Origin of the sequence: Streptococcus oralis subsp. dentisani (assembly GCF_002860905.1) — a bacterium.
In the GTDB taxonomy this organism is placed as follows: Bacteria; Bacillota; Bacilli; order Lactobacillales; family Streptococcaceae; genus Streptococcus; species Streptococcus oralis_BA.
On the sequence record NZ_PKIG01000006.1, the window covers coordinates 56,348 to 68,336 of the forward strand.

General features: G+C 34.7%; 19 protein-coding genes. 15 read left to right on the forward strand and 4 right to left on the reverse strand.

From position 1 onward, the window contains the following. Positions 1 to 85: 85 nt before the first annotated feature. The 4 genes from CYK16_RS08660 to CYK16_RS08675 form a co-directional block, all read right to left on the reverse strand. Positions 86 to 1,252, reverse strand: coding sequence for a tyrosine-type recombinase/integrase (locus tag CYK16_RS08660; RefSeq protein ID WP_060806008.1), 1,167 nt, complete (start codon positions 1,250 to 1,252; stop codon positions 86 to 88). 290 nt (positions 1,253 to 1,542) lie between these two features. Next, positions 1,543 to 2,439 (reverse strand): Abi family protein, encoded by an 897-nt coding sequence (locus CYK16_RS08665; RefSeq protein ID WP_060806007.1) that lies wholly within the window; start codon positions 2,437 to 2,439, stop codon positions 1,543 to 1,545. 91 nt (positions 2,440 to 2,530) lie between these two features. Then, positions 2,531 to 2,800, reverse strand: a complete 270-nt coding sequence (locus CYK16_RS08670) for a DUF4177 domain-containing protein (protein WP_004261908.1) — start codon at positions 2,798 to 2,800, stop codon at positions 2,531 to 2,533. Between the two features lie 5 nt (positions 2,801 to 2,805). After that, the gene (locus CYK16_RS08675) at positions 2,806 to 3,327 is read right to left on the reverse strand and encodes a helix-turn-helix domain-containing protein (RefSeq protein WP_060806006.1); all 522 of its coding nucleotides are present in this window, start codon (positions 3,325 to 3,327) and stop codon (positions 2,806 to 2,808) included. A gap of 149 nt (positions 3,328 to 3,476) precedes the next feature. Here CYK16_RS08675 and CYK16_RS08680 point away from each other — a divergent pair, with 149 nt between their 5' ends. The 15 genes from CYK16_RS08680 to CYK16_RS08755 all read left to right on the forward strand — a co-directional run bounded on the left by CYK16_RS08680 (position 3,477) and on the right by CYK16_RS08755 (position 11,988). After that, the gene (locus CYK16_RS08680) at positions 3,477 to 3,662 is read left to right on the forward strand and encodes a hypothetical protein (protein ID WP_004245570.1); all 186 of its coding nucleotides are present in this window, start codon (positions 3,477 to 3,479) and stop codon (positions 3,660 to 3,662) included. A 162-nt stretch (positions 3,663 to 3,824) separates the two neighbouring features. Further along, positions 3,825 to 4,430 (forward strand): Rha family transcriptional regulator, encoded by a 606-nt coding sequence (locus CYK16_RS08685; RefSeq protein ID WP_060806005.1) that lies wholly within the window; start codon positions 3,825 to 3,827, stop codon positions 4,428 to 4,430. A gap of 11 nt (positions 4,431 to 4,441) precedes the next feature. After that, positions 4,442 to 4,702: a hypothetical protein gene (locus tag CYK16_RS08690; RefSeq protein ID WP_060806004.1), complete on the forward strand. Its 261-nt coding sequence runs from the start codon at positions 4,442 to 4,444 to the stop codon at positions 4,700 to 4,702. A 336-nt stretch (positions 4,703 to 5,038) separates the two neighbouring features. Then, the gene (locus tag CYK16_RS08700; RefSeq protein WP_060806050.1) at positions 5,039 to 5,239 is read left to right on the forward strand and encodes a hypothetical protein; all 201 of its coding nucleotides are present in this window, start codon (positions 5,039 to 5,041) and stop codon (positions 5,237 to 5,239) included. A gap of 1 nt (position 5,240) precedes the next feature. Then, complete coding sequence (locus tag CYK16_RS08705) at positions 5,241 to 5,450, forward strand: hypothetical protein (RefSeq protein WP_060806003.1); 210 nt, start codon at positions 5,241 to 5,243, stop codon at positions 5,448 to 5,450. Position 5,451: 1 nt separating this feature from the next. Further along, positions 5,452 to 5,724 (forward strand): hypothetical protein, encoded by a 273-nt coding sequence (locus CYK16_RS08710; RefSeq protein ID WP_060806002.1) that lies wholly within the window; start codon positions 5,452 to 5,454, stop codon positions 5,722 to 5,724. Next, positions 5,711 to 6,571 carry a conserved phage C-terminal domain-containing protein gene (locus tag CYK16_RS08715; protein WP_060806001.1) on the forward strand — a complete coding sequence of 287 codons (861 nt, stop codon included), beginning with the start codon at positions 5,711 to 5,713 and terminating at the stop codon, positions 6,569 to 6,571. Before CYK16_RS08710 ends, CYK16_RS08715 begins: the two co-directional genes overlap by 14 nt. Before the next feature lie 11 nt (positions 6,572 to 6,582). Continuing rightward, positions 6,583 to 7,428, forward strand: coding sequence for an ATP-binding protein (locus CYK16_RS08720; RefSeq protein WP_060806000.1), 846 nt, complete (start codon positions 6,583 to 6,585; stop codon positions 7,426 to 7,428). Continuing rightward, on the forward strand, positions 7,425 to 7,586 hold the full coding sequence (locus tag CYK16_RS10745) for a hypothetical protein (RefSeq protein WP_162837499.1): 162 nt from the start codon (positions 7,425 to 7,427) through the stop codon (positions 7,584 to 7,586). Before CYK16_RS08720 ends, CYK16_RS10745 begins: the two co-directional genes overlap by 4 nt. Positions 7,587 to 7,675: 89 nt before the next feature. Beyond that, positions 7,676 to 7,906, forward strand: a complete 231-nt coding sequence (locus tag CYK16_RS08725) for a hypothetical protein (protein WP_060805999.1) — start codon at positions 7,676 to 7,678, stop codon at positions 7,904 to 7,906. Between the two features lie 48 nt (positions 7,907 to 7,954). Continuing rightward, positions 7,955 to 8,314: an HK97 gp10 family phage protein gene (locus CYK16_RS08730; RefSeq protein ID WP_060805998.1), complete on the forward strand. Its 360-nt coding sequence runs from the start codon at positions 7,955 to 7,957 to the stop codon at positions 8,312 to 8,314. A 25-nt stretch (positions 8,315 to 8,339) separates the two neighbouring features. Continuing rightward, positions 8,340 to 9,200, forward strand: coding sequence for a phage major capsid protein (locus CYK16_RS08735; RefSeq protein WP_060805997.1), 861 nt, complete (start codon positions 8,340 to 8,342; stop codon positions 9,198 to 9,200). Positions 9,201 to 9,209: 9 nt separating this feature from the next. Next, positions 9,210 to 9,740, forward strand: coding sequence for a hypothetical protein (locus CYK16_RS08740; protein WP_060805996.1), 531 nt, complete (start codon positions 9,210 to 9,212; stop codon positions 9,738 to 9,740). A 354-nt stretch (positions 9,741 to 10,094) separates the two neighbouring features. After that, positions 10,095 to 10,505 carry a hypothetical protein gene (locus CYK16_RS08745; RefSeq protein ID WP_060806049.1) on the forward strand — a complete coding sequence of 137 codons (411 nt, stop codon included), beginning with the start codon at positions 10,095 to 10,097 and terminating at the stop codon, positions 10,503 to 10,505. A 1,024-nt stretch (positions 10,506 to 11,529) separates the two neighbouring features. Continuing rightward, the gene (locus tag CYK16_RS08755; RefSeq protein ID WP_001211279.1) at positions 11,530 to 11,988 is read left to right on the forward strand and encodes a CtsR family transcriptional regulator; all 459 of its coding nucleotides are present in this window, start codon (positions 11,530 to 11,532) and stop codon (positions 11,986 to 11,988) included. Position 11,989 lies beyond the last annotated feature (1 nt).

Consider the following 11,989-nt stretch of genomic DNA (forward strand, 5'->3'; position numbering starts at 1 on the left):
ATAATAGTCAATTATACCGAAATCATTCTATAATCGTTGATACATAAGGGTTTTATGTATCGCTGTTTTAATTTTGTGGACTTTTTTAAGAACTTTTTATTTTTTCGAGGGCAGTTTCAAAGAATGAGACTGCTCTTTTTTGGTTTTCTTTTGATAAATGGCTGTAAGTGTCCATAGTTACAGATATTTTTGCATGGCCAAGCCGTGTCTGTATTTCCTTGTATGGCAGGCCAGCATTAAGCAAGATACTAGCGTGAGTGTGGCGGAAAGCATGAAAGCCTAAATCAGTACAGTTAGCGCTTTTTAAGTGCTTATGTAGGCGATAATCAACCTTTCGAGTATTGACATAGTTGTCAAAGCTATCAGAGAATACTTTCTCATAGGTTAAGCCAATGTTTCTACCGTTTTCTGCTTGTCTTGCTCGATAGAGACGAAGCATGAGCACCGTTTTATGATCGATATCTAGAACTCTATAGCTTGATTTTGTCTTAGGAGTGTTTACCTGGTTTAAAATGTTGAGTGTTTTGTTAATATCGATCGTTCCGTTCTGCAGATCAATATCAGACCATTCTAGGGCCAGACATTCACGGATGCGCAGTCCAGTAGCTAGGAGCGTTTTATAAAGCACAGTATCATAGAAATTGATAAAGGTATTCTCCAGGTTATCGAGATAGGAGAGGAAGTTTTTAAGTTCCTGATCTTGAAAGTATTTAATTTCTTGCTTATCTCTTGTTATCTTTCTAGGAATGACAACATCACGAGCAGGGTTATTATCCAATGCCTGGATAGAAACTCCATACTGTAGAATACGTTTATTTAAGGCGTGAAGGTGATTGTATTCTTTATACCCCGTTCCGTCCTGATTGTACTCATCCGCCCACTTATTTACCTGAGTTTGGATAATAACAGGAGTAAGTTTATCTAGTTTGTAAGTACCAAATGAGGGCAAGAGGTAATTATTTAAGCAGCCTTTTATCTTTATCTGCGTGTTAGTTTTTATGGTATGCTGGTAGGTTTGCCAAAATAAGTCCACAAGTTCGCTATAGGTTGTTATATGTGAGCGTTGTTTCCGTGTCGAGCCGTTTTTCTCAAATTCTACCTTAACCTGGGTGGCCTTGTTTCTGAGTTCTTTCTTTGTTCGTGCTGATATGGTAGTCTTGACCTTCTTACCAGTTACAGAATCGATACCAAGATAGATACTGGAGCGGTAGACTGCTGATCCGTCTTTTTTCGTGTGTTGTGTAATTTTCATGGTTTTAACTCCTTTTCCATCAGCAGGCAAGCAATTAGAAAAGGTTTTGAGTTTATACCATGCGAGGAGCTACGAGAACCCCTCTATTTTCGATTTTAAGCAGTCAGACGGTAAATAAATACCAGAGTATGAAACAAGGCGGATATGGGGCTTATATGAGCAATAGAAAAAGTGTATCAACTAAAAAGCTGATACACTTATTTTCTTGTTGTAACCCTGACCTATATAGAGATACAGGCATAGAGCAGTGTAACCCAAAAGGGTTTCTTTTACGATTAAGAAATATAATATCACTTTTTAGAAATTTTTACAAGTGTTTTAACAAAATTTATGTAGATTTCTACAATTTTCGGATTTTGTTTGTAGTAATATTCATGTTTTTTAGCACGTTTTGCAATTTTGATAAATTCTTTAAAACGCTGTTTTCCTAGTGCTTTACTACAATATTCACGATGCAATACTACGAGGGAAAATATATCATGTATTTTACGATATTTTATAATATCCCGAGAGATATTAAGCATAGAAGCAAGAGAAGTAATAGAACTTGAAGGGGATAGTGTTTGCTCTAACACATCCACCAGTATAACATTGCTATGGGCGCAAGCATTACGAATATGGCGAGCATATTTCCCTAACTGCTTCGCTTTTTTTAGCCGTTTATTACTTGGATATTTATCACAGTACATTTCAACCAAGTAGCATAGATTCCCAAAGTCCATGACTTCAATCAATACCCATATAGGGATATCATTTTTATGTTTGATATAAACGTTTTTTAGGTAATGATTTTTTGATAAAGCGTTTTTAGTATTTGTAAACCCTATAGGATTATAGACAGCATAATCCTTTACTATATCGTATCCATCAACTTTTGGATTTTTCGTTATAACATCCATTAGAGCAGTTTTGATACTATGTTCAACGTCGAGACAAATATCCATTAGGAAGTAACGTATCTGCATATCAATTACAGCCAGGTCAGCTAACGTCGCAAATTCTATATTATATTTACCATCTATTTTATTGAAAAGTTTTCGATAGCTCGATATTTTATAGTAGTAGTTCCGTGTTTGTAATATATCTTTGGCAGTGTTCTGATCAAAAATATTGAACAGAATACCATTTGCGGCCATCTTATCTATCAATGCTTGGTAGCTTAAGAGTTGCTTTCTTTTATCGTTCATTATTCTCCTTTCTGTTAATCAAACCTTCAAATTCCCTCCATTTTCGCACATAATACCTGAAAAATCAGACTATTATTGGCGGAGATAGGTTTTAGATAATCTTCTCAAAAACCATTGTGGCTTGGATACGGTCGCCACCGCCTAGTCCTTTGCTTCCACCATTGGCGGTTGTGATTGTATGCAGGCGATAACCTTTTGAAGCTTGTTTATTGATAACGTCTTCTAATTCTGTAAGGTTTCCTGATCCAGTGCCGAAAAACTTTTCTTTCAAAGTTACCTGAAGGACAACGTAGTGTAGTCCATTTACTCCAGAAGCGGTAGAAAAACTACCTTCTTGTTTTACAGTATCAAAAAATCCCATGGGGGTTACTCCTTTTCGTTGTCTCTCTCAGATAGTTTTTGAACTAAATCAAAAGCTATTTTTTTATCATAGTCATTTAAAGAAATATAGTTGATTAAAATATCTGCAAAATTTGTATTGTTCTCTTTATCAGCATTTATTAGTTCTTCAATTGTAAACATATACGATGGGATATGATTAAGCAATCCTTTTCCAAAATTGTTATACTTTACAGGATTATTTATATGTTCTTCAACGTTTTTATATGCTGAACCAAGTTCATTTATTTTTTCAATATCTATATCATTGAGTAATTTTTTAAATTCGTTACTTTGGATTATTTTTAAAATATTTTGTTTATCTTCAAGTCCTAATAAGTAAGCAACATTTACTCCGAAGTAGTCAGCAAGCTGTCGAGCTTTTTCTGGCTTGATTTGACTTTCTCCGTTTTCCCATTTTTGGTATCCTCTACGGGTCACACCCATAACTTTAGCGACGTCCTCTTGAGTGTCGCCTTTTTTTTGTCTCAACTCTTTTAATCTGTTCATGTATATTACCTCATTTTAATTATATCACAAAACAACAAAAAGCTAACAAAAAATTCACTTTTTGTTATTTTGTTGTTGACAACTAACAAAAAATACGCTACAATACAACCAAGCTAACAAACAGTTAGCAAAAGAAAGGGGGAATTTTATTGCTTATTACCTCAACACAAGCAAAAGCGATTCGCCGAAAGCAAGCTGATAAGAAATTGACTGCTAAGCAAGCAGGCGAAGAAATCGGAGTTACACAAGTTACCTATCGAAAAATTCGAGACGGTGGCGAAGTCAAGCCGAGCATTTACCAAAAAGCCATGGAATGGCTTGCTGAAGATTACTAGAAAGGGGCATAAGACAGAGTCTAGAAATATTTTGCTTGCTACCTATGGCAGTATCAAGGGTTTGTAGGGGTTTATTCTCTCCTAAATTTTCCCTACCTCAATGATTTACTTTGGTACTGTTTTAGGTGGCAAGCACTGACAAAAGAAGAAAGGAGCGAACCAATGGAACTGGTTTACATGGACGGCAAGAAAGAGCCGTATACTACGAGCGAGATTATCGCTGAATGTGCTGAAGTACAGCACCATACTATTACACGCTTAGTCAGAGATAATAAAGCTGATTTTGAAGCGTTGGGAATACTTGGATTTAAAATCCATAAATTAGATAAGAGAGGGCAACCGAAAAAAATCTATCTTCTGAATGAGCAACAGGCAACCTTGCTGATCACTTATCTAAAGAATACCGAACCAGTACGGCAATTCAAAATGAACCTAGTCAAAGCATTCTTTGAAATGCGTGATGAACTTTCTAAACGCTATCTTCAAAGGGAACTGGAAAAGCCAAAGCGCAAGACCTTAACCGAAGCTATTCAAACATGGGAGAAAGCCCCCAAGCATGCCTATAGCACCCTGACAAACTTACTACTAAAGGGAGTGACAGGGAAGAATAAAGCGCAACTCATGAAGGAGCGAGAAAGTAAGAACGGTATTGATGGCTTGACAAGTGCAGAACTGACAAACTATCAGCGTTTGGAAGATATGGCAATAGCGATGATTAACTTGAATAGGGGATATTCAGAAATTAAGGAATTAATTTTTAAAGTATAGGAGTATAGAAAATGGAAAATGAATTTAAGACAGTTACAAATGCCAAAGGGTTAGAAATTCCTAAGTATTCCAAGGATTTTAAAAAGCTAGTTGAGAAAGACAGACAACTAGCCGAATATCTTTGTATGAACTACGAGGATTTGGACAGTGAAGACCTGGGCGCATTTCTTGAAACGGTAGAGCAGGGGTTCAGCTGGATTCTGGATCTTATCGAAAGTAAAGACTTGCTTTATAAACCAAAGTCAGGTAGTAATTATGCAAAAAGAAAATAAAAAAATCACTTGCTCAAATTTTAGACGAGGCGAGCAAGCGACAAGATTAATGATATAGAAATTTTTTCTATGCTCTGATTATAGCAAAAAATATCTATTCTATCAAATATCTAAAGAAAAACCGAAGAGCAGGCAAGCAATTAGAAAAGGTTTTGAAATCAAGCGCTGACAGGGTGATTCTAAGGCCTTGTTTAGCTGAAAGATGGGTAATTACTCACGAAACACCGCTACAAGCGTTCGCCAACTTGGGGCAATCGCCCAGCGTTTGGAGTGGTGAAGCATACCATATAGAAAACAGGCAAGAAAAAGGACAAGGAAAGGCTAATGGAGAAAAATATGACTCTAGACCTAGATAACATGACACGATCAGAATTTGATAAGCTAATGACTAAAATCAAGGATAGAAATCCGAAACTCTTTCAGTTCATCATTGACTTTTTAGATGATAAAGTAACTCCAGAAGAGGTGTACGACTTTCTGAAGATGGAGCGAAGCTATCAAGTAAATTATATCAAGAATTACAAAGCGAGGGCATAGCATGAATGAACTAGATTTAAGCAATACACAGGCGCTTATTTTTACCGTGATATTGGTTGGCTTTCTCATGTGTCTAAACCACCGAGACCGCAAAAAAAGCGCCCAAATCGAGCGAGAAAGTACACAGACGATAGAAACAATTAGCGAGGGTTTAAGCCCTGATTATGGGCGATATATTCAGCTTGCAGGGGTTAAACCATGGGGGTACTAAGATGTTTGAAAAAATGATTGAAGATTTAAAATCTAAGATTTTGGAAGCAGTGGAACGGTATTTAAAAAATCATGAGAAAGTACCTCAAAAAAGATTAGATTTAATCAGCAAGGTGGAACTAAAGGAAGAACTAGGCATAGGAGATAAAACCTTGACAAAATGGGAAGGTGCAGGATTACCACAGTATATACCGCCTATTGAAGATACTAGAAAAGCGTATTATAAAATCTCAGATGTTTTAAAGTTTTTGGGGGTAGATGATGGCAAAGACTAAAATATATTTTTGGTTAAAAGTTGATAAGAAGTTTTTTGATAACCTTTTTATTAAGCGACTTAAAAATATGCCTGGTGGCTACACTATGACAGTGATTTATATCCGCCTTATGTTGGAAAGTTTAGAAGATGACTGCATTTTGTACTATGAAGGATATTTTGATAGTTTGGTACAGGAATTAGCTTTAAAACTGGATGTTTCTGAAGATGATATAAATATGACAGTTGCATATTTTACAAGATGTGGACTGATTCAGATTGATGATGATGGCCATGCTACATTATCGCAAGCAAAAGCCATGGTTGAGAGTGAAACAAACTGGTCTAAATATAAACGTGAACAGCGAAAACAAGCCCCAAATGTGGCAAGATTGGAAAATGTCCAAAATAGTTGGACATTTTCCAACTTGTGTCCAACAGAGATAGAGAAAGAGAATAGAGTTAATAGTAAGAGTAATAATTTATATTTAGATAATATATTGTCGGGAAATCCCGACTTCACTTTTCCTACTTGGCTTGAAGAAACAGCTATAAAAGATTTAGAGAAAACAAAACATAAAGAACTTTGGATTCCTATTGCTTATCTGAATCAAGTAGCTAATAAGCGATATAAGTTTGTTGACAAGACTAAAAGGCTTTTACTAGCACGATTCAAAGAAGGCTATACACTTGAAGATTTTAAACAGGTGATAGATATTAAAACGGCAGAATGGAAGGATAGTCCTGAATTTTCTAAATATCTGAGACCTGAAACACTTTTCGGATCTAAGTTTGACGGTTATTTGAACCAAAAGCCTAAAACCATAAAAGGGAAGTCTGAAGATAACTTCCCAGACCTACCATTTTAGGAGTTGCACAGATGAAGGAACAATTTAAAGAATTTAATAATAGAAAAATATCGGATAAAGTTTGCGATATTCACCAGGTAAATTATTGGGAAATTTCTGTACCAGTGTTAGGGGGTTCAGAAAGAAAAGTACAAGCATTTTGTCCGGAGTGCGTGAAGGGAGAGATTAAACAGAAAGAGAAAGACCTATTGCAGCAGTTCGAGGACAGGCAAGCTTACTTTAAAACTTATGATGTCTTAATGCGTGATAGTACGATTCCTAACGAGTTGAAAGGAGCGACATTTGATAATTTCTTTGTTAAGACGACAGAGGAGCGTCAGATGTTAGAGTTTGTAAAGGGGCAAGCCCAGAAGTACCTTGCAGGTATGACAGGAAATACTTTAATCAGCGGTAGCACAGGAATAGGAAAAAGTCATTTATCTCTTGCCCTGGCCAAAGAAATCAATGAGAGCTTCAGAGAGAAGAACGAGCCTAAGAGTGTCTTGTTTGTCAGCTTAACCGAGATTATCAAGCAGATAAAAGAAGGCTGGGCTTATGGCAGAAATGCAAACTTAACAGAGTATGAGGCGGTTAAAAAGCTTGTTGATGTTGATTTTCTAATCATTGATGACCTGGGGGCAAAAAATGGGACGGTAACCCCTAAGAGCGATTGGGAACAGGATTTCTTGTTTGATATTATCAATAATCGAGAAACTACGATTTTCAACACGAACCTAGATAGTAGTGAACTGCGGACGGTATACAATGCTAGAAATTCAAGTAGAATTTTGAAAGGTTTAGAAGGGAACACTTTCAAGGCTTTCACGATCAAAGATAAGAGATATACTATAAACACAGTGAGGGGAGAATATCAATGAATGATGATAAAATGCGATTTGCAACAGAAAAAGGCTTTGTTGTCTACGAAAAATGTGGTATAATAGAGATAGAAAAAGTTCCAAGTTTTGGAGAAATTACTTTATTCTATTCAGATGGGAAATTTACTCATCTAGTCAAAAAAGAAACTAAAAAATAAGTCTATTGAGAACAACTCAGGGACATACCGTAAGCGTATAATGCTAGTGGTATGTCCCTTTTTGTTTGCATAGAAAGGGGGTGAGTATTATGGCAGGAGATACTTCTTTAGGGTATGTGGTAGCCAATAAGTTTTCTATGGATCCAGATAAAAGACAGAAAATCTTTTCTCAGTGTAAAAAAGAAGGTGATAGCTTAGAACAACGGAAACAAGAAATACTAGAGAAATATGCTAACAAACAAGACAAACCAAAATCTAGAAAAAATGATTCTAAAGGCTCGGAGAGTCATAAAAGAAAAACTAAGAGCAAAGAATTTTAGAAAAAATTATAAACAACGAGGAGCAATAAAAAGATAAAGGAGGGTAAAATGAGTCTAACGAGTGATCTAGCAAATGAAATTGCTAAAACTTTGGAAGCTTATTCTGAAGAAGTTGAAGAACAGATAGATTTAATTGCTGAAGAGGTTACAAATGAAGCAGTGAATGAATTGAAACAAACAAGTCCTAAAAGATATGGGAAATATGCGAAAAATTGGCGCTTTAAGAAAAATTCTAAAGGTTCTTTTGTAATCTATAATGCAGATCCAACATATAGATTAACTCATTTATTAGAACATGGACATGTATTAAGAAATGGGGGACGTAGCAAGGCAATTCCTCATATAAAACCAGTCGAGGAAAAAGTAAAAGAAAAATTTGAACAAAGAATAAAAAATCTAGGTAAATAATCTTGTAAGATAAAGGAGCAAAAAAATGACAACTAACTTAGTTAAACAAAAAGAATATCTAGAAGCTTATATCCGAAGTACAGGTTATAACACTAGAGGGATGAACGTAGAAAATAATCATGTACTCATTGAAAAACCAATCCTTGATAGTTACGAGGATGAACATCAACGTAAAGAACTGGTTGATTTAGTAAATGTTATTGAGACTCGTACCCGTGGTGGGAAGTATGAAGTAACTGACTTTGAATCTGATTCATTACAAGAAGTTCGCGAAAATTCGGTTGAGAGAACAGAAGCAGATAAAAAGAAAACTATCAGCGTTGATTACTTAGTTAAATTATTCAGTGGGAAACTTGATTTTTCACAGGAACAATTAGATGATGGCCAATATAATTTAACGGATTTTCTTGGTAAGAAGATTATTAAATTAAAACGTAGAACACGAAATAGAGAGATTGGGAAAATTCTCCAAACTGCGAAAGTGCAGACTGCTACAAGTATGGACGACTTGAAATCTATTGTTTCTTTAATCAATCCAGAGCGCAATGTATCTATGGTTATTAGTCAATCACTATTTAGTGTCTTAGAAAAAATGAAAGACACTTCAGGAAATTATCTTCTTAAAGTTGATAAAGAGGCAGGGACAAGTGAAACATTCTTTGTAGATAACTTTTTAATTGTAGATGATACAACATTAGGGAATAAAGGTGACAAAAAAGGTTTTATCGGAGATCTAGAAAACTTTGTTACTTTGTTTGATCGCAAGAAAGATACACTTAGTTGGGTGAATGCGAATGACTATTTTGGGAAACGGTTGATTTTACATACCCGATTTGATGTAAAAAAAGTTGAAGAAGATTGTGGTTACCTTATTCAATGGAACTAGGAGAAAGAAATGGATAAAGAAAAAGTATTTTTATTACTAGAAGAGCTAAATGATAAAAAGAATAAAATAAGAGGAGCAAGAGAAAAGCTAGATAAAAAAAGAAAAAACATCGTAAGGAAGCAAGATGTTTCGTTTGATAATATCGATGAATTTTTATCTAATAACTCCGAAACTATAGAGCAGCTTGAAAGAATGGAAGAATCTATTAAATTACTGGAGAAACAATTTGAAAACGATGAATGGGAATTAAGTTCGGCTCTTTTTGAATATATTTTTAAAGAAACTAAGCGCCAGGCAGAAAATAAGAATGTTTATAAGCGTTACCAGAAAAAACTTAAACAGATTCTAAATGCTTTTGATGAGATTCAAAATTTGAAAAAAGAAGTTGAAGAAATAAACAATAGTGTAGTAAAAGAATTAAGTCAGAAATATCAGTTGTCGCGGTATCGAACTGAAGTATACCCACATACTATTTTACCTTTCTTCTTAGAATCTCCAAAGGACTACCATAAAGCTAAAGAGTATCTAGAAAATAATTGATTCTTTAAACAAGGCTAATAATATTCTGAATGATTAAAAGAAGTATTACTAGCCTTTGTTTTTTAACTTTACTAAGTTTCACATAACAAAGTAAGCATAAACTGAAAAGAAGTAATAGCTTGAAAGCAAGGTATATCAGGGGTTTACAGAATGGAGTGAGTTTCACAGAATGTAAGATAAGAGAAACTGGGGAATAAATTAGAGGGATATCTCTTTAGATTGTCATATTGAAGAGTTGTCAAACTTAAAACAATGATACCTGGTAAGTGGAGTGTTGAAAGGCTTTTAAGCTTTTGTCAGTTTGACAGAATGCAGGATAAGAAAATTTTAAAATTGAAGTGGAGGTACTTGACTATGTATGAACTGAGTAACAGAGACCTGGACGGGATAGATATTGAGTTAGGACGATATAGAACGATTGCTAATAAAATTTATTTGAGAAGACAAGAACTGATACATAATAAGAAACATAGCACTGAAGATTATACTGGTGGGAAAGGAAAGACAGTATATAGTCCTACTGAAGCAACCATCATTAGAATTGAAGAAGATTTAACCTTAAGATATCTGGAAGGTTTTAAATTAATTGTAGATACCTTGATGGAAAATCTGATTGATACTGATCTAGTCATCTTTAAAATGAGATTTTTAGAAGCTGGTGTGACTTGGGAAGACGTGGCAGAGAAACTAAATAAAACTACCCGTTATATAAATAGCCGTAGAAAGGTAATCGCTAAAAGATTTATAGAACTGAAAGGATATTGACTCCCCCCCACTTTGAAAAAATTTTTTTGAATACTTTGGGAACCGGTGAAGGGAACTTTTTCCAAGTCGGAGACCTCCAGACAAAAAGGGGATAAAAACTAATATATTTAGGATGAAAGGCTTACTTTTAAGAAAAAATTATAGAAATCTTCAAATAAATTGTTTTAAGGGATGTATTCTAATTGGCAGCCCTGAAAATAAAAAAAGATTGACATCTAAGTTTTAATGTTTTATACTATGAGTGAAGTTACTATTTGAAATAGATAGAAACAAAATTCTTGAACATGTAAATTGCTCAGATAAAACAAATTGCTCAGATAAAACAAATTGCTCAGATAAAACAAATTGCTCAGATAAAACGAATTGCTTAGATAAAACAATAATATAAATTGCTGAATTTAACCTTGATTACTATTTTCAAGATAACTTCTATTTTAAGTGCTTCAAACTAAACAATGGAATAATTTCCATGTTTAAATTTTTTGACAATAAAGGAGCAATTTCTATGCTTAATTTTATTAAAATACTTGCAGTTTTAGTGTTAGTTTATATTTTATTCCTTCTTGCCTTGGGTGTGCCCATTTCGTTAATTTTTGCATTATCGATTTTATTATTTATTGTCACATTTGTAATCATTATAACTGTGGTTATTCTAGTGATTAAAGATAAGATGAAGCGTAACAACTAACATTTTCTTCCCTCAGAAATTATCTGAGGGTTTTTCTTTGTGTCTTATGGCTATGCTGTGGAAGATATGCTATAATATTACCAGGTAATAAAAAAGCACGTCTGACCGTGCTAGTTTCTTGCCTGCTGAACTCATCAATATTATGCCCTTTTTAGGGCTCTTTTTTGTGGACTTTTTTTAGGAACTTTCAAGAAAAACTAAGGCGATTTAATGCCTAAATATTTTTAAAGAAAGTCAGTATTTTCAAGGGCTGAGCTCTAAAAATTTGACTTATAGAGTGTTAAATGATAGTATAGTCAAAGATAGTCAAGGTTCAAAGAGAGAGGTGGGTTTGTAATGAGATTTAAAAATACATCGGATCATATTGAGGCCTACATCAAGGCGATTTTAGATCAATCTGGAATTGTGGAGTTGCAACGGAGTCAGTTGGCAGATACTTTTCAGGTTGTTCCTAGTCAGATTAACTATGTGATCAAGACACGCTTTACGGAAAGTAGAGGCTACTTGGTTGAAAGTAAGCGTGGTGGCGGAGGCTACATTCGTATAGGACGGATTGAGTTTTCTAGTCATCATGAAATGCTCCGAGAGCTACTTTATTCGATTGGCGAGCGGGTCAGTCAAGAAATTTATGAGGATATTCTACAGCTTTTGGTTGAGCAGGAATTGATGACCAAGCAGGAGATGAATTTGCTAGTATCAGTAGCTTTGGATCGCGTTTTAGGAGAAGAAGCTCCAGTTGTTCGTGCTAATATGCTACGACAGGTCATACAAGAGGTAGATAGAAAAGGGAAGTAAG